Origin of the sequence: Leptolyngbya sp. DQ-M1, assembly GCF_039962505.1 — a bacterium.
Lineage (GTDB): Bacteria > Cyanobacteriota > Cyanobacteriia > Leptolyngbyales > Leptolyngbyaceae > Leptolyngbya.
In genome coordinates this window covers 454657-472201 of record NZ_JAMPLJ010000002.1, presented here as the reverse complement: position 1 = coordinate 472201, position 17545 = coordinate 454657, and the positions used below count along the sequence as shown (strand labels likewise).

The window sequence follows — 17545 nt, the reverse complement described above, 5'->3', positions numbered from 1 at the left end:
TTCGCAGTCTGATCGGTTCGCTTCACACATCTGCACCGTTGTTAGTGGGTCGCGGTTATGCAAGAAGAGCTAAATATCCTGTTACAGGCTCAATATCCTTTAATTTATCTTGTAACTTCGGAAGAAGAGCGGGCAGAGCAAGCGATCTCGATTCTTGCTCAGACGAAACCTTCCAAGCGGTTGTATTTGTGGACAGTGACTCACGGAATTGTGGAGTATGGTCAGCCTCGCAGCGTGACCCAGCACAACACAGTTTCTCCAGAAGCTGCGATCGAGTGGGTGATGCGACAGCGCGAACCCGGCATCTTTGTTTTCAAGGATTTGCACCCGTTTATTGATTCCCCTGCGGTGACTCGGTGGTTGCGTGATGCGATTGCCAGCTTCAAAGGAACGCAAAAAGCGATCGTGCTGATGTCTCCGATGCAAAACATCCCGATCGAGCTGGAGAAAGAAGTCGTTGTGATGGACTTCCCACTCCCCAACATGGCTGAGTTGAATCAAGTTCTCACCGCTCAGCTTGATCAAGTTCGGACTCGCCGGATTACGACCGAGACCCGCGAGAAGCTTCTAAAAGCGGCGTTAGGTCTGACCCGCGACGAGGCAGAAAAAGTTTATCGTAAAGCTCAGGTAACTGCCGGACGCTTAACCGAAGAAGAAGTTGACATTGTTCTTTCTGAGAAAAAGCAACTGATTCGACGCAACGGCATTCTAGAGTACATCGAAGAAGATGAAACGATCGATTCGGTGGGTGGACTCGATGAACTGAAGCACTGGTTAAGACAGCGATCCGATGCCTTTACCGAAAGAGCGAGAGAGTATGGACTGCCCCAACCTAAAGGAATGCTGATTCTGGGTGTTCCCGGTTGCGGAAAGTCACTGATTGCCAAGACGACTTCACGGCTGTGGGGCTTGCCTCTCCTGCGATTAGATATGGGTCGAGTTTACGACGGCTCAATGGTGGGTCGATCGGAGGCGAACCTCCGCAACGCGCTCAAAACTGCGGAATCGATTTCACCCGCAATCCTTTTCATCGATGAAATGGATAAGGCATTTGCTGGAACCACTGGCTCAGCCGATTCTGATGGCGGGACTTCCAGCCGGATCTTTGGTTCCTTCCTCACCTGGATGCAGGAGAAAACCTCTCCAGTGTTTGTGATGGCGACTGCGAACCGAGTCGAGCGCCTTCCGGGAGAATTCCTTAGAAAAGGTCGATTTGACGAAATTTTCTTCGTTGACCTCCCGACCGCTGAAGAGCGTAAAGAGATTTTCCGAATTCACCTCGCGAAACGCCGCCGAGAGATCGAACGCTTTGATCTCGACCAACTCGCAAACGTCTGCGACGGCTTTTCGGGAGCGGAAATTGAGCAAGCCTTAGTGGCAGCCATGTACGAGGCATTCGCTCAAGATCGAGAGTTTACCCAGTTGGACATCATTGCGGCATCGAGAGCGACTCTGCCGCTGTCCAAGACAATGACTGAGCAGGTTACAGCCCTTCGGGATTGGGCTAGGCAGCGTGCGCGACCTGCGGCAGCCTCAGTTGCTGAATATCAGCGGCTTGAGTTCTAAAAGGCTTTTGTCCTGCTTCCCACAGGACAAAGGGCTGGGCAACCGTCCAGCAGTATGAACACCTGTTTTGCAACTTGAGTACGCAAGTACTTGGAGTTACAAAACATCTAAAACCTAAACGTTGTCGTTGTTATCAACTTTCCACGGAGGAAACCTAAAATGTCTCACTTTAGCACTCTTCGCACCAAAATCACCGACGCTGAAATCCTCAAGTCCTCGCTTCGCGATCTGGGCATCTCGGTTAAGACCGAAGCTGATGTTCGTGGCTACAACGGTCAGCGCGTTCGTTCTGACATTGTTGCAGTTCTCGACGGCGAATATGATTTGGGCTGGTCGCGTAACGCTGATGGTTCGTTTGACCTGATCGCTGACCTCTGGGGTGTTGCGAAGAAGCACAACCAAACTGAGCTGATCAACTCGATCAACCAGAAGTACGCTGTGAACAAGACCTTGGCTGAAGTCAAGCGCCCTGGCTTGAACAATGCAAACGTGAAATTGGTTGTTCAAAAATAGTTTCTCTGCGCGTTCCCAAGCTGCCGGGTTAACTTCTTACAGTTAACCCGTTTTTTTGTTTGAGCGATTAGGCTACTTACTTGCAATTGATTAGAGCTTCAATATCTGCTGCTACGATCGTTTCCAGGTTGCGCGTAATTTTCTCAATGTCCCAATTCCACCAAGCAACTTCAAGCAACGATTGGATTACGTCATCGTCAAAGCGCTGACGAATAGGCTTGGCTGGATTGCCCCCAACGATCGTGTAGGGTGGCACATTACCGACCACGACAGATTTTGCAGCAATAATGGCTCCGTCTCCCACCTTCACTCCTGGCATAATCACCGCTTCATAACCAATCCACACATCATTACCGATGACGGTATCGCCTTTGTAGGGGAGTTCTTCAGGTTGAGGAGTTACTTTTTCCCAACCGTTGTTAAAGATGTCAAACGGATAAGTCGAGAACCCACTCAATTTGTGATTTGCACCATTCATGATGAACTTAATTTCTGTTGCCAAAGCACAGAATTTTCCAATGATTAAGCGATCGCCAATGAATGGGAAATGATATAGAACGTTGCGCTCAAAATTTTCTGAATCCTCTGGATCATCGTAGTAAGTATAATCACCAATAATGATATTGGGATTTGACACCGTATTTTGAATGAAGCAGATTTGCGGAAATCCCTTCATTGGATGCTTATCTTTTGGGTCTGCTCCATACATGATTAGCCGCTCCTAGCCTTATATTGCAGATGACATCTGGACAGCAGAAACTCAGCTCTATTTACTAGGGCACAGGTTTTACTCAGGAAGCTTCAAGAGTTCCGACGGTTCCATCTTTTCATATTTCTCAAACGGTTGATGAATCCAGGGATTATGCTCCAAATAATTCACATAATAATCGGGCTTGATCACAGAACAGGCTTTGTACCAGAGAACGGCAGTACGAACCTCCTCGATATAGAAGCCGTAGTGCAGATCGAGCCAAGGAATCGCCTTTTGCAACGTCACGCCCGAATCCACTAGATCATCGACCAACAAAACATGACTGCCCAAATTCAGCGTCGTCATCGTCAGATCTTTTGAGAAAACAAGCGTACTTCTCGACTGACTGCCGCTGCGATACGAGGAAGTCGATAAAATCGCCAGCGGCATATCGAAGATGCGGGCAAGGACATCGCCAACGCGCAATCCGCCCTTTGCCAAGCAGACGATTTGATTAAACTGCCAGTCCGATCGGTAAATTTGAGCTGCAAGCTTTTCGATTAACAGATGATAATCTGACCAACTGACATGAAGATCGGACTGAGTGGAATCGGGCATAGTGAAGTCAAAAATAGATAAGTTTTTCTGCAACCTGCGGATTACACAGGTGAAGACGATGAAAATAATACAACTGTTACCCCGGATTCTGCGACTTTGTTATGAATAATTCTGCTAACGAGCCGATTTCTGAAAAACTCGACCTCAAAACAAAAATTGCTTATGGAGCCGGAGATTTAGGCCCTGCAATCACGGCAAATATTTTGATCTTCTATCTCTCGCCGTTTCTGACGGACGTGGCGGGGTTAAATCCTGGACTGGCTGGACAAACACAATTGGTCGGGAAGGTCTGGGATGCAGTCAACGATCCGATGGTTGGGGTGATGAGCGATAAGACTCGATCGCGCCTTGGTCGCCGCTACCCCTGGATTTTGGCGGGTGCAATTCCGTTCGGTTTTTTCTTTTTCCTGCAATGGATTGTGCCCAAGTTTAGCAACAATCCAGACGGGCAGCAGTGGGGGTTGTTTTGGTATTACACCTTTATTTCGATCGCGTTTGGGTGGCTCTATACGGTGGTGAATTTGCCTTACACAGCACTCACGCCGGAGATGACGCAGGATTACGATGAGCGCACCAGTTTAAACAGTTACCGATTTGCGTTCTCGATCGGCGGCAGTATTCTCTCAGTCGTGCTGGTCGGCATCATTGGATCAATGTTTCCCGAAGTGCGGCAGCGCTATCTGGTGATTGGTGCCGTCTGTGCCGTTTTGGGATCGTTGCCGTTGTTTTGGTGTGTTTGGGGGACGTTCGATCGGATGAAAGCGATCGGGCTACAGCGTCCTGAATCAGAGCAACCTGTCTCGATACCGATCGCGCAACAAATCAAAATTGCCCTCAGCAACCGTCCATTTCTATTTGTCGTTGGGATTTATCTGTGTTCTTGGCTGAGTTTTCAGCTTACAGCAGCGATTATTCCTTACTTTGTCGGAAGCTGGATGAGACTAAATAGCCCATGGGCAGTTCCAAGCGTGGTATTAGCCGTGCAACTGACTGCAATGCTCGTCCTTCCGCTGTGGAATGCGGCGAGTCAGCGAATTGGCAAACGGGGCGTTTATGCTGCGGGCATGGTGCTGTGGATTATTGCACAAGGCGGATTGTTCTTTTTACAGCCGGGACAGTTGACCTTGATGTACGTGTTGGCAGTGATGTCAGGATTTGGGGTATCGGTCGCGTATTTAATTCCCTGGTCAATGTTGCCGGATGTGATCGAACTCGATGAGCTGCAAACTGGACAACGCCGCGAAGGAATTTTCTATAGCTTTGTGACGTTTCTGCAAAAGGTTTCCTTGGGGATTGCGGTGGCGATCGTGCTGCAAAGTTTAGGATGGGCAGGATATGTCAAGCCAACTGAAGCAGTTCAACTGCCTGTTCAGCCAGATGAGGTGTTGTTAGCGATTCGACTGTCGATCGGCCCTGTTCCCACGATCGCGCTGCTCATTGGCATGGTGTTGGTGTATTTCTATCCGATCACGCGAGAAGTTCACGCAGAGATTCGTCTGAAACTTCATGAGCGCAAGCACAACCCGTCTTAAGTTGCGAAAAGTGTAACCGATCGCACGATTCATCCAATGCGATGGCAAAGTAGGTACATTCTTAAGTACGGCAATTGTGATGATGAGTCCAGTTCAGAAATCCATTCAGAAGTCACCTTGGCAACGGTTGAGTGCCATCCCAATGGCAATCGGTATTGTTAGCTTATCGATGATCAGTCCGGTTCAGGCTCAGGAGAAATTAGTGCGAACCTTAACTGTCACAGGTCGCGGGTTCGAAGATATCCAAACGACACTGGCGCAAGTGCGATTGGGGGTCGAAGTCCAAGGCAAAACCGCTAATGAAGTGCAGCAAGAAGTGGCTCGCAAATCGAATGCAGTCGTCACCTTCTTGCGATCGCGCCAAGTCGATAAGCTCGAAACCACGGGAATCAATTTGAGTCCTCGATATGATTACACCAACAACCGTCAAACCCTAGTCGGCTACACGGGATCGAATAATGTTTCGTTTCGAGTTCCGACCGAGCGAGCAGGCGAGATCATCGATGAAGCGGTGAAGAGAGGCGCAAGTCGGATTGATGGGGTCAGCTTTGTCGCGTCAGATGAAGCGATCACCGCCGCCCAAAAACAAGCGCTCCGTAAAGCCACTCAAGAGGCACAAGCTCAAGCAGATGCAGTATTCAGTGCCTTGAATCTAACCCGTAAAGACATTGTGAATGTTCAGGTGAATGGAGCCTCTGCACCGCCGCCTATTTTCCGGGATGCTGCGGTGATGGAGTTACGAAATGCAAAGGTTCAAGCCGCTCCGAGTCCGGTCGTTGGGGGAGAACAGCGAGTCGAAGGATCGGTCACATTACAAATCAGTTATTAACTTTTGCGGAGAGATGAAATATTTTTATCTGCATGGATTTGCTTCAAGTCCACGATCGACCAAAGCTCGTCAACTTTGCGATCGTTTCCGATCGATTCATCTCTCCCTAGAAGTTCCTGATCTAAATCAAAACGATTTTCCACATCTCACCCTGACTCGCCAAATTCAGCAGGTTAAAAGCCTGTTGCACGACGAACCTGTAACGTTAATTGGTTCTAGCTTTGGGGGATTAACTGCCGCTTGGATTGCCGAGCAGTGTGATCAAATCGATCGCGTCGTTTTGCTTGCACCTGCATTTAATTATTTAAATCATTGGCTTCCTGCATTCGACCCATCTGACCTAGAGCGATGGCGATCCGGGGTGCCAATTTTGATCTATCACTATGGCATAGGTGGATCATTACCTTTGAATTACGATATTGTTTCAGACCTCAAAAACTACGACGAAGCCCAGATCAAGAAACCCATTCCAACCTTGGTCTTACATGGAGTCCACGACGAAGTGATTCCGATCGCTCAAAGCCGCTTGTATGTAAAAGACCGATCGTGGGTAAATTTGATCGAATTGGACAGCGATCACAGTCTAGTGAATCAAGAAGCGCAGATTTGGCAAGCGATTCAGGAATTTTGCAGCTTATAGAATTTTAGTGATGCGATCGCGCTTGACTAATGGTAAGTTATAGAACAAACGCACTATTAACCTTTACATCTCCTCACTGGAGGGTAAATTTGCTCGAAAGTAGGGTTTACAGAGTTCAGATTTTTGAGGATTATCTATCTTGCAAGAGACAAATTTATCTCTGAACTTTCGCTATGTTTGAAAGATAGCGAAAATTAAAGTTGAATTCTGCTACTGTCCGAATGCTGGAATTTTGCTCCAGCGAGACAAACTAGGTTATTGTTTCCAAGGTATTTAGTATGGAACCTGAAGTGAAAGAAATGGAAGCCTCCACCGTCGAAACTCCGACGATCAAAATGGACGAAGCTGGAACGCTTGCGCCTGTCTCTAGCAATTCAAGCAGCGAACAGTGGCGCGAAATCGCCGACAAGACTTATTCGGTTTTGGCATCGCTGCCGGAATATCTCGGTCGATTTTTCTCAGAGTACCGCAAACCTTTGGTGACGGTCGGACTGATTTTTGGCTCGATCGTTTCGGTCAAGCTCACCCTCGCCCTTTTAGGTGCGATCAACGACGTTCCCCTATTACAGCCGACCTTTGAACTGGTTGGACTGGGCTACAGCATCTGGTTTGTGTATCGATATTTGCTGAAAGCCTCCAACCGTGAGGAATTAGGGCAGGAGTTCAACAAGCTCAAAGAACAAGTGGTTGGTCGTGTGACGCAATAGAGTGCAGTCGCAACGGTCGTGAAATCGGGGGGCTGTAAATCAGCCCCCTGTTTTTGTTGAATTGGCTGTCACACAATGGCTTGACCTCGAAGCCTGATTCCTTCATAGTTTTTTGATATCAGCACTGCTCGATCCAAACAAGATTTGTTAGGGTCAGGCACTTTAAGATCAAAATAACGATCATATTTTTGATGCAACCTTTAGCGGCTATGCACTTTTGTAAACAGCTAATCAGACCATTACTCGTGATCAGCGCTTTCGGTTTAATTGCGCTACCCGCATCGGCGCAGTTGAGCAATGCTCAAGTCGATCGGATCGTTGAAGCCCTACGCCAAGCCTCAAAACCCGAAAAGCCTAACACTGGACTATTCAGTGATTGGCAAGTCAAGCCCGACAATATCCCACGCTGGTCAAAAGCCTGTACCGGACGATCGCTCTCTCCATCTGAATTTGAAGCAAATTCAGGCATCGCTCGATCGATTGTGACGTGCATCGTGCGCGACGTGCTGAAAGAAGAAGCAAAAGCGATCGGCAATAATGAAACGGCTGCGGTTCAACGAGTCGCAGCTTGGTGGATGACGGGCGACGCGAATAAGTTCAATGCCCGAGAAATCGCGCCTTATGTGCAAAAAGCACTGAGAGCCTACCAGCCTACCGTTGCGGAAAAGCCTGAGAAAGCGAGCCGAAACGAAACATTCTACGATCGCTACATGACCGCAGGTTATGCCGCTGCTCAGCGCAAGGATCAAAAAGCGGCTCGGCTCTACTTCCAACGGGCACTCGATGAGCGTCCACAGGATCAATTTGCCCTGCAAGCCCTCCGCAATCTAGGGACTGCAAATCGCGGCTCTAGCCGCACCACTCCGATGACTGAGAAACCGACGAACCGTTAGGAAAGTTATGAATGCTTTGAAGTTTGTAAATCGCTCTGCTGCATTTTTGAGTAGCGCTACTTTACTGTTGGGCGCGACGATTCTTCCAATGCGATCGACTCTTGCTCAGACGGCTCAGTGGACAAAGATCACAGAAAATTCGGTCAAAGACCAGTTTTTTGTCGATACCAGTTCGATTCAGCGAAATGGCTCGATCGTCTGGTACTGGGAATATCGCCAGTTTCCAGACGCGAATAATGCGCTACTCGACGTGAAGGTTGATCAGCCTGTACATGGTGCAGTGATGCGCTGGTCGGCGGATTGTGCTGCTCAATCGCAGCGTCTTAGAAAAGTGAACGCTTACACAACGAATCGGAAGCTGATTCAAAAATTTGACTATGGCGATACGGGAATGTTGCTGCAACCGAAAGCGGGGAGCAGTACGCATAAAGTGATGGAATTTGTGTGCCGATCGCCTGAAAAAAAGTAGAACGCTATCAACACCGCCACCGGAGAATCTGCTCTTTTACGGGATTTACAAACGATCTCATCTCGGCTTGCGATCGCGTAAATTCCGCCTTTAATTGGTAATACCACCGCGCCTGAGTATCTGCGTCTTTAATTAGCATTAATCCAGGATTGTGTTTTAGCCCGATTTGCTGTTTCACCACCATTTCACGATCCTGATTCAGAAATGTCCGAGTCGCTGGAACCAAAAACGGTTTGAGCAGATTAAACCAAGGAATGGTTGAATAAAACAGCGTTGTGACCTCAGTTTCGTTGTCATTCAAGGGGGTCATCGTTGTTAAATTACAAACGCGATGCTGCTTGGTAATCACTTGCTCAAACCGCACACCCGGAAGCTGAAACGAAATCTCGACCTCTGGATCACCACCAACTAAATCGTAGAGCAGCGTCGATCGCTCCAGTTTGTGCCGCCGCATCGTGAACCCTAACGGCGATGGATCAAAGGTTTTCACTTCTTCTGCTAAGGTCGGATCAGAACGCCACCACCACGATCGATGGACAAATGGCACATGAGCCGGATCCATTAATCCAACGACCGCATGATCGAGATACGCGGGGAAATTCATCACGACCACAGCTTGATAGGTACTGTCGAACCCTGGAACCTGCGGCGGTTCATCTTCGGGAAGGCTCTGATCCTCAGCTCCCATAAAAATCCAGACATTCCCCTGAAGCTCTCGCACTGGATACGATCGCACCCGAAATCGAGAAAAATCAAGCGTTTGATCCTCGGTTAAGGCTGGAATTGCTGAACATTTTCCAGTTTGATTAAATCGCCAGCCGTGATAGGCACATTCCACTTCAGCGCCGTCAAATCGTCCACAGCTTAAGGGAACTGCGCGATGCGGACAAATATCTCGCAGCGCGAAAACGTCACCCGATCGCGTTCGTCCGAATAAAATCGGTTCGTTTAGAAGAGTTTTTGCGATCGTTTGTCCCGGTTTCAGCGATCCGCCCGGAAGCGCGTAATACCAGAGATTCCGAAGAAAGAGCGGTTTGTCCATGCTTATCGTGCTGCCCGTACCAATAGCCAACTCACCGCGCTCAGTCCTACCACCGTGGGCAACCAAGCCGCCAGAACTGGGGTGAAAATCTCCAATCGCCCGAACGCATCACACACAAACGAAAGCAGGTAATACGTAAAGATAATCAAAATGCTAATCGCAAAACTGGTGCCTTTGCCGCCGCGTCGAGGACGAGTTCCCAGCGTTGCCCCTGCCAACCCAAAGACCAAGCAGACAAACGGAAACGCGATTTTTTGCTGAATTCTCATCGTGAGCTGGTTGACGCTCTTTTGGTTGCCGCTCTGCTCCACCAGCTTGATATAGTCCTGCACCTCAGCGATATTCATCTCGGCGGAATCGGTTTTACGAGTGGCAAGGTCGAGCGGGGTGCGGGGGAGTTGGATCTGCTGCCGCTCGAATTTGAGAATATTTCGGTATGAGCCATTCGGATCGACGAGATAAATCGTGCCGTCGGAGAAGTCCCAGGTTTGCTGCTCGAAGTTCCATTGGGCAGAATTAGCGGTGATAATCTGGTTGAGTCCTTCTTGGGAAAAATCCAGCACCGTTAAGGTTTTCATCTGCACTCCGTCGAATCGCTGGGCGTAAAAAATTCGCTCAAGCTGCTGCTGCGACGCTCCATCCTGCTTCACCTCGCGATACTGCTGGAACACAATATTCTTTTCGTCAAACCTTGGCTTGTCTTGCTTTAAGGCTTGCTCTAGGGTGACTCCTGCTTGATATTTCGCGGCGGGAACGATCGCTTCATTAAATGCAAAGGTCAGCAGCGAAACCAGAAAACTCAGCACTACCACAGGCACGATCAAGCGATAAATGCTAATCCCCGCACTCCGGAGCGCAATCAGTTCGCTATCTGTAGACAGACGGCTATAAACCATTAAGGCGGAAAGCAGCGTTGCCATCGGAAACGACAGCGCAATAAATTCTGGTGTTCTTAACAGGAGAACACGGGCAGCGATCGCGATCGGCAGTCCCAGTTCGGTCATCTGCCGGATGAGATCGAAAATCGCCCCAACCGACACCAAAATCGACGAAAACGCCGCTACGCCAAATATAAACGGACTTGCTAATTGACGAGCAATATAGCGATCGAGCACAGAAATTGGCGATCGCAGTCGGAAGGAAGCGGAAGACATAAGGCTTTAACGCTGGAAGTTATCTCCAAGGTAATACTGACGGACTAAGGGATTGTTGTAAAGTTCCTCAGCGCTGCCAGAGGCGAGAATCTGACCGTCTCGCATAATGTAGGCGCGATCGATAATTGCTAGAGTTTCGCGAACATTGTGATCGGTAATCAGAATACCCATTTGGCGATCGCGCAGTTGAGCAATGATCTCTTGAATTTCGGCAACGGCGATCGGATCAACCCCGGCAAACGGTTCATCGAGAAAGAGAAATTTCGGGCCTTCGACTCCGGTTGCCAGCGCTCTTGCCAGTTCGGTGCGGCGGCGTTCTCCTCCAGAAACCTGAATGCCTAGCGACGAGGCAACTTTTTCGAGCCGAAATTCTTTCAGCAGGTTGTTGAGGCGATCGCGCCATTGCCAGCGCGGAACTTTGGTTTGCTCCAGCACCAGCAGAATGTTGTCTCGCACGGTTAAATACCGAAAGATGCTGGGTTCCTGCGCCAGATAGCCAATCCCTAAATGAGCGCGTTTGTTAATCGGTAGATCGGTCACATCTTGATCGTTTAGCCAAACTTTACCGCTATCAGGCTTTTCTAACCCAGTTGCGATATAGAATGTCGTCGTTTTCCCGGCTCCATTCGGCCCCAACAGCCCAACCACTTCGCCCTGAGCGACTGACAAACTAACCCGATTGACGATCAAGCGATCGCCAAACGATTTGTGAATGTTTTCTAGAACGATTCTCAAAACCCGCTCCTGGGACTATCAACAGAGAAAGACAACTGGTTAGCGATTCTTCGATTGAAACTGAGGTCTCGGACTGAACGGGGCGGGAGTTGCGGGTGTAGGCTGGGCAGGTGTCGCGGGAGCTTCGATCAGATAAATGGCTTCGACTTGCTTGTTCGGCTGGGGCAGCGCAACGAATCGCCCTTCATCGACTAAATAGGTAATGACTTCCCCGCGCAGGCTGTTGCCCTGTTGCAGCACGTAGACATCGCCCGACAGCACGATGCGCCGCTCGTTGCTGTAGTAAATCGCTTGGGCAGAAGTCGCTTGAATTTGACGTGCGGGGTAATTAATTTGCACATTGCCCCTTGCTACCACGACTCCAGTTTTGGCGTTGGCTTCGGTGGTGTTGGCTCGGAGGGTGAGCGGGGTTGAAGTAGCGGCGGGAGCTTGAGCAGAACTGCTGCCGCTGGCAATCACCGAGGCAGCAAGGATCGGGAGGAAGAAGAGCGATCGGAGACGAAGCATGGCTGAGAACTGCATAAAGGATCGGGATGACCTCGAATATATCACTGTAAGAAAGTTAATCAAATTTGATCAACTGCATCTTTGAATATTCCGTCAATCTAGTGTGCTGTATCTAAATAGTGTGCTGTATCTAACGACGAGTGGCGAGCCTAACATGTTTCAGAACAAGTCCATCTAACGCTTTTGGATCATTGGCGGATGTAGGAAAATGCGATCGTCACCGTCCTGCGGTGGATCGGCAGTGAGAACGATTTGAGCAACACGATCGGCTCCAGCCGCTTGAATTTTGCTCAGCAATTCAGAACCGTCATCGATCAATTGCTCCACGTCTATTCCACCATATTCCGGTTGGTACTCTCGCAGACGGTTTAAGCCTTCTCCCATCAGAATCACAGCCCCTCGCCAATTGTGATTTCCGAGGTGATACAGCCCCACTGCGATTTGTAGAATGCCCTGATAAAACTTCTTCTCGAACATCGGAGCTTCAATCCAAATCGCTTCTAGCGTGTCGTGACAAGCGTAAAATTCACCCTGATTAAACTGATCGATGCCTTGCCAAAATTCTTCTGAAACTTCGGTGTCCATCTCCCTCCTAAACCTTATCCTGTAATTGCGACTGCAACGATCGCTCCTTTCCCACAATAATCCCCGGACGCGCCGAACTTGGCATCCGATCGCCCCACAACACCCATCGGCTATCGTTTGGTAAAGTGTTCAAGCTTTGTGGATTTTGCGTTAACCAAATCACTGTTGCATCTAGCAACGGGGAGAATTGTGTGTCTTCGTTGGGCTGAATTTCTGCCAAGGTTTCTAACACGGCTGAACGTCCCCGAATCAGTCCGGTTCCTGCTGTCCAAAGTCGGATCGGTAGAGTTTGACGATCGCCATAAAAATACAGCGATGCCGCTGCGGTCACAGCTTCTTCAAACGCTTCCGCCTCCCAATTAGCTGCACTGTCGATCGCAACCACAATCTCCCGCCCACTGGTGAGGGTTTCCAACTCGCGCACCCGTAATTCTCCGTATCGGGCACTACTGCGCCAGTGAATCATCCGCATCGGATCGCCCCAGCGATAGGGTCTGAGCGATCGCGTCATGCCCTCGGTGGCTGGAATGGGGCGCTGTGCTTGAAGCTGCAAACTGTTTTGCTGTCCGAGTTGATCAATTAAAGGACAGCGTTGTAGTGGAAGAACGGTGGGGTAAATCAGCGCGATCGCGTCGATCTGAAAAGATTTGCGCGACCAAAACAACCCCAAAGGGGCAGCCGTGCGTAATCGAACCTCATGCCATCGATAAATGCCGCGTCGCGTTGCAGGATGCTGGTACACCCAGTAGTAGGAATTGTTGGGGTTAATCAACTCCACTACGCGCTGGACGGGCGATCCCAGCACCGAAGGAATTAAATCTTCCGCTTGAATGAGTGATTTACGCTGGCGGGTTGAGTTCTGGATCAATAGCTCGATCGTCACGGGTTCTCCGACGCTCACAGGCTGAATCGGGCGGCGGGTGAGCGTGAGTCCTTGCAGGGTTCGCCGGGAGAGAACGGCTGCGATCGCCATCAGCGCAAATACAACGCCACTCATGACATACAGCCAACCCGCCATCGAGTTGGTCGCGGCGAGAAAGAAAAATAACCCCATCCCTCCCAGGAGCCAGCCACTATAAGCAGGATTTGTCCACCGGGATTCGAGCCAATCGGTCAGCCGAGTAACGCTACGCATGATCTGTGAAGGATTTACAAAGAAGTCTAAGTTGAGGATGCACAGACTGAGCCATTGGCGAACCTTTTACGAACCTTTTGCTGCAAGTACTTCAGTAATTTCTAGCAGACTCGATCGCACCTTCCGTGATTTTACGTTCACAAACTTTCTGCAAATTTAGTTTCTCTGTGTTTATACGATCCAGAATTTCCGCTACAGTCGTAAAAATTAAAGTATTTCTCACGTTTCTCACATTGCACTTCTCACCTTGCCCCCGATTTGCCCATTGCTTCCGATGATGGTCTTCATGTCAGCCTGAGTTTATGACACAAAATCCTAGTAATGAGCCAATCCGAGCGCGATCGTTCGATCCGGCGATCTCCAAACCCAATGTCCCACCACCACCAATGATGCCGGCGCGAGTTAATCGGGAGCAGTTGGCTACACCCACGATTCGCCAGATGGTACGAGACGCTTTTGCAAAACAGGCATCTGATATTCATCTTCGGGTTGGAGAACCGCCGCGCTATCGAGTGGGTGGACAGATGGTACTTCAGTCTCAGCCTGCGATTTCTCCAGAGCTGTTTGATCAGTTTCTCTCGGAAATTCTTACTCCAGAACAGCGCGATCGATTTCGGCAAGAAAAAGAACTTGATACCGCAATTCACTATCCGGGATTGCTGCGCTGTCGAGTGAACTGCTTTGAGAGTTTGACGGGGGGCGCGATCGTGCTGCGGCTAATTTCGCTAAAAGTGCCGACGATCGATTATTTAGGATTGCCTTCGGTGCTGAAATATCTCGTCAGTCATCAGCAAGGCTTAATTCTGGTGACAGGACCCACCGGATCAGGAAAATCGACTTCGATCGCAGCCATGATTCGCCATCTGAACGAAACCGAGCAGCGCCATGTTGTGACCATCGAAGAGCCGATCGAATATGTTCACACCTCTGAAAAATGTTTGATTAGTCAACGAGAAGTTGGTTTACATACGCACGAATTTCATCAGGCTTTAAGAGCAGTATTACGTGAAGATCCGGACGTGATTTTGATTGGAGAAATGCGCGATCGCGTGACGATCGATACGGCATTAAAGGCGGCACAAACCGGACACTTAGTATTAGGAACGCTGCATACGCGGGGTGCAATTCCAACGCTCAATCGCTTACTCAATTTCTACAATCCTGATGAGCAGGCTGCAATGAAAATTCAGATTGTAGACTCTTTACTTGCCATCATTTCTCAGCAGCTATTACCCACAACAGACGGGCAAAGAACAGCGGCACACGAGATTCTAATTAACACGCCTGCCATGCAAGATTACTTGATCAAAGGCAACGAGATTGATGCATTCCGATTGATGGAAACGGATACGAATGAAGGAATGCAGGTGATGAATCAAGCGCTGTGTGAGTTAATTCTACTGGGTAAGATTACGCCAGAAGATGCGGTGAAAGCCTCACCAGATCTGGGCGATTTGCGTCGTCGAGTCCGAAATGAGGGATATGATCCAGGACGTTCTGCGAACCGTGAATTTGATCTTTTGGCGCGGGAATATCGCCCGGTTTAGGTTGATCGCTAAAATCATCAAAGATTATTGAACGCTTATTCCTGTTTGCTCGACTTAGGATGAAATGGGTGTATTACGATCGAACGCTACTATGTCTTGCTATCAATTGTCTTGCTATCAACCCGCTCAATTCATTCAGCTTCATGATTTTCTATCGTTCGAGGATCGCACCAATCTGTTAAATTACGTCCTTGCTCGCGAGGATCAATTTGCTGCGACTACAACCTCAACAGGTGCGATCAACTATCGCCAATCCAGCATTCTTTACTACTTCAAAGAATACGAGAACTGGATGATTGAGAAGGTTAAGCTGATTATCCCGTCTTTAATAATAGAAGCCTGGAACATTCAAGCTTTTTCGATTTCTCAAATCGAAATTCAACTCACAGCCCATAACGATGGAAACTATTACAAAGTTCACAACGATAATGGAAGTGAAGAAGCTGCAAATCGAATTATCTCCTATGTCTACTACTTCCATCGAGAACCTAAGAGTTTCTTCGGAGGTGCATTAAGAATATACGATCTAAATTTAGAAAATAGCTCCTATATTCAAGCTGATTCTTATCAAGACATCGAACCGATTAACAACAGTATCGTGTTCTTTCCCAGTCATTTTCTCCATGAAGTGCTACCTGTGACTTGTCGATCGCGCCACTTTGCCGATAGTCGCTTCACTCTGAATGGTTGGATTCGTCGCGAAACGTCACACAACGTCACACTATGACTAAAATTAAAAGCGTTGCTAATGCTTGAGACACTTATGAGTCCGAACGTTGAAATCTACACCTGGAGCACCTGCCCCTTCTGTATCCGCGCCAAAGCTCTGCTCGATCGTAAAGGCGTTCAATACACCGAATACTGTCTAGACGGAGACGAACCCGGACGCGCAAAAATGGCAGAACGCGCTAACGGTCGCCGCTCTGTCCCCCAAATTTTCATCAACGACCAGCACATCGGCGGCTGCGACGATATTCACGCTCTAGAGCGATCGGGCAAGCTTGATCCGCTGCTGGCAGCATAGTTGATCCGAAGATGGGTAGGCAGTGGGGAGTAGGGAGAAAGAACTGTGACTTCACTTTTCCCGCTTGCAAAGCGTAACGCCATCTACTCCCCCACTCCCCACTCCCCACTCTCCACTACACATCTTAACTACCGTGAAAATTGCATTCATCATCGACCCCATCGATCGCCTCGACCCCACCCACGACACCAGCGTGGCGTTTATGGAAGCAGCACAACAGCTAGGGCATGAAGTCTGGATCACACAGGCAAATCGGCTCAGCGTCGTTGAAGGGAAAGCTTGGGCAACGCTCGAACGAGTCAAACTGGTTCCCGTCACCTTGGGTGATAATCGCTGGATCGCCGTCGATCGCTGGTTTGAAATCGAGCCGCCCACCTTCGCGCCGCTCGAAACGATGGATGCCGTATTTATGCGAACCGATCCTCCAGTCAACACTGCCTATCTCTACGCGACCTACATCCTCGACTACATCGACCCGACCAAAACCAAAGTTATTAACTCCCCCTCCGGCATCCGGGCAGCAAACGAAAAAATGTATGCGCTGCAATTTACCGAAGCGATTCCCGAAACGATCGTGACGCAAGAAAAGCGCGTGATTCTACAATTTCTCGAACAACAAGGAACCGCTGTACTCAAACCTTTAGGCGGCAAAGCGGGTGAAGGTATTCTCTTTCTGCAATCGGGCGATCGCAACCTCAACTCCATGATCGAAATTAGCACCCAGCAAGGGACACTCCCGATCATGGTGCAAACCTACCTCCCACAAGCTAAAGACGGCGACAAGCGGATTATTCTGCTGAATGGAGAACCGATCGGGGCCGTCAACCGCATTCCCACAGGCAACGAATTTCGCGGCAATATGGCAGTCGGCGGACGGAGCGCTCAAACTGACATCACCGATCGAGAACGCGAAATCTGTGCCCAACTCGCTCCAACTCTACAGAAAGACGGTCTATTTTTCGTCGGTATCGACGTAATTGGTGGCTACCTCACTGAAGTCAATGTCACCAGTCCGACCGGAATTCGTGAGGTCGATCGACTCAACAATACTCAGTTAGCGGTGCAGGTGATTCAATCGATCGAGCTTGTGAAGCAGAAATAAGGTGTTTCCTGAGTTAACGGCTCCAAAGAAGGTAGCCAGCGACAAGCCCCCTTGCGCTAACTACCCCTGACAAGGGTGACCTACCAACCCTTGCTGCACCCAAGCTAACCTAACGGATCAGCTGCATCGGTCAAGGCGAGGTAAAGAAATTACAACCAGACGATGAAGATATGACCGAATCGGAAAACTTCACTCTCAGCCGACGATCGAACTCACTCCCTGTTGGTATCGTGCTTGTTAGTCAAAGCGTTCTGTC

Annotated in this window: 20 protein-coding genes; 12 read left to right on the top strand and 8 right to left on the bottom strand. The window is 49.2% G+C overall.

All coding sequences use genetic code 11. The annotated features are described in order from the left end of the window. The first annotated feature begins 57 nt into the window (after positions 1–57). Together NC981_RS08130 and NC981_RS08125 are read left to right on the top strand one after the other, a co-directional pair. Positions 58–1566 carry an AAA family ATPase gene (locus NC981_RS08130; protein WP_348242378.1) on the top strand — a complete coding sequence of 503 codons (1509 nt, stop codon included), beginning with the start codon at positions 58–60 and terminating at the stop codon, positions 1564–1566. A gap of 159 nt (positions 1567–1725) precedes the next feature. Further along, entirely contained in the window at positions 1726–2079 is a 354-nt protein-coding gene (locus NC981_RS08125; RefSeq protein WP_059000258.1) for a DUF1257 domain-containing protein, read from the top strand. Between the two features lie 76 nt (positions 2080–2155). Here NC981_RS08125 and NC981_RS08120 read toward each other — a convergent pair whose 3' ends face one another. Both NC981_RS08120 and NC981_RS08115 read right to left on the bottom strand, forming a co-directional pair. Then, positions 2156–2788, bottom strand: coding sequence for a Vat family streptogramin A O-acetyltransferase (locus NC981_RS08120; RefSeq protein ID WP_348242377.1), 633 nt, complete (start codon positions 2786–2788; stop codon positions 2156–2158). A gap of 78 nt (positions 2789–2866) precedes the next feature. Beyond that, on the bottom strand, positions 2867–3388 hold the full coding sequence (locus tag NC981_RS08115; protein WP_348242376.1) for a phosphoribosyltransferase family protein: 522 nt from the start codon (positions 3386–3388) through the stop codon (positions 2867–2869). A gap of 101 nt (positions 3389–3489) precedes the next feature. Between NC981_RS08115 and NC981_RS08110 the strand changes: the two genes are divergently transcribed. The 6 genes from NC981_RS08110 to NC981_RS08085 all read left to right on the top strand — a co-directional run bounded on the left by NC981_RS08110 (position 3490) and on the right by NC981_RS08085 (position 8458). Beyond that, complete coding sequence (locus NC981_RS08110) at positions 3490–4920, top strand: MFS transporter (protein ID WP_348242375.1); 1431 nt, start codon at positions 3490–3492, stop codon at positions 4918–4920. A gap of 82 nt (positions 4921–5002) precedes the next feature. Continuing rightward, complete coding sequence (locus NC981_RS08105; protein ID WP_348242649.1) at positions 5003–5749, top strand: SIMPL domain-containing protein; 747 nt, start codon at positions 5003–5005, stop codon at positions 5747–5749. A 13-nt stretch (positions 5750–5762) separates the two neighbouring features. Beyond that, positions 5763–6389 carry a YqiA/YcfP family alpha/beta fold hydrolase gene (locus NC981_RS08100; protein ID WP_348242374.1) on the top strand — a complete coding sequence of 209 codons (627 nt, stop codon included), beginning with the start codon at positions 5763–5765 and terminating at the stop codon, positions 6387–6389. Between the two features lie 278 nt (positions 6390–6667). Beyond that, positions 6668–7096 carry a CAAD domain-containing protein gene (locus NC981_RS08095; RefSeq protein ID WP_190379933.1) on the top strand — a complete coding sequence of 143 codons (429 nt, stop codon included), beginning with the start codon at positions 6668–6670 and terminating at the stop codon, positions 7094–7096. Between the two features lie 245 nt (positions 7097–7341). Continuing rightward, positions 7342–7989, top strand: a complete 648-nt coding sequence (locus NC981_RS08090; protein WP_348242373.1) for a hypothetical protein — start codon at positions 7342–7344, stop codon at positions 7987–7989. Positions 7990–7996: 7 nt separating this feature from the next. Then, the gene (locus NC981_RS08085; protein ID WP_190379931.1) at positions 7997–8458 is read left to right on the top strand and encodes a surface-adhesin E family protein; all 462 of its coding nucleotides are present in this window, start codon (positions 7997–7999) and stop codon (positions 8456–8458) included. A gap of 7 nt (positions 8459–8465) precedes the next feature. Here the strand turns inward: NC981_RS08085 and NC981_RS08080 are convergent, their stop codons facing one another. The 6 genes from NC981_RS08080 to NC981_RS08055 all read right to left on the bottom strand — a co-directional run bounded on the left by NC981_RS08080 (position 8466) and on the right by NC981_RS08055 (position 13616). Beyond that, a complete protein-coding gene (locus NC981_RS08080) occupies positions 8466–9500 on the bottom strand; it encodes an aromatic ring-hydroxylating dioxygenase subunit alpha (RefSeq protein WP_348242372.1) in 1035 nt (344 codons plus the stop codon). A gap of 2 nt (positions 9501–9502) precedes the next feature. Further along, entirely contained in the window at positions 9503–10654 is a 1152-nt protein-coding gene (locus tag NC981_RS08075) for an LptF/LptG family permease (RefSeq protein ID WP_348242371.1), read from the bottom strand. 6 nt (positions 10655–10660) lie between these two features. Next, a complete protein-coding gene (gene lptB / locus NC981_RS08070; protein WP_190379928.1) occupies positions 10661–11389 on the bottom strand; it encodes an LPS export ABC transporter ATP-binding protein in 729 nt (242 codons plus the stop codon). A 39-nt stretch (positions 11390–11428) separates the two neighbouring features. After that, on the bottom strand, positions 11429–11896 hold the full coding sequence (locus NC981_RS08065; protein WP_347273472.1) for an LptA/OstA family protein: 468 nt from the start codon (positions 11894–11896) through the stop codon (positions 11429–11431). Positions 11897–12070: 174 nt separating this feature from the next. Beyond that, a complete protein-coding gene (locus NC981_RS08060; protein WP_348242370.1) occupies positions 12071–12481 on the bottom strand; it encodes a DUF309 domain-containing protein in 411 nt (136 codons plus the stop codon). A gap of 7 nt (positions 12482–12488) precedes the next feature. Further along, positions 12489–13616, bottom strand: coding sequence for a DUF58 domain-containing protein (locus NC981_RS08055; protein WP_348242369.1), 1128 nt, complete (start codon positions 13614–13616; stop codon positions 12489–12491). Positions 13617–13918: 302 nt separating this feature from the next. Here NC981_RS08055 and NC981_RS08050 point away from each other — a divergent pair, with 302 nt between their 5' ends. From NC981_RS08050 to gshB, 4 genes are all read left to right on the top strand, one after another. After that, positions 13919–15163 (top strand): PilT/PilU family type 4a pilus ATPase, encoded by a 1245-nt coding sequence (locus NC981_RS08050; protein WP_348242368.1) that lies wholly within the window; start codon positions 13919–13921, stop codon positions 15161–15163. Between the two features lie 91 nt (positions 15164–15254). Next, positions 15255–15890, top strand: coding sequence for a 2OG-Fe(II) oxygenase (locus NC981_RS08045; RefSeq protein ID WP_348242367.1), 636 nt, complete (start codon positions 15255–15257; stop codon positions 15888–15890). Positions 15891–15926: 36 nt separating this feature from the next. After that, positions 15927–16187 carry a glutaredoxin 3 gene (gene grxC, locus NC981_RS08040; RefSeq protein WP_348242366.1) on the top strand — a complete coding sequence of 87 codons (261 nt, stop codon included), beginning with the start codon at positions 15927–15929 and terminating at the stop codon, positions 16185–16187. Between the two features lie 133 nt (positions 16188–16320). Beyond that, a complete protein-coding gene (gene gshB / locus NC981_RS08035; protein ID WP_348242365.1) occupies positions 16321–17289 on the top strand; it encodes a glutathione synthase in 969 nt (322 codons plus the stop codon). The last annotated feature ends 256 nt before the right edge of the window (positions 17290–17545 follow it).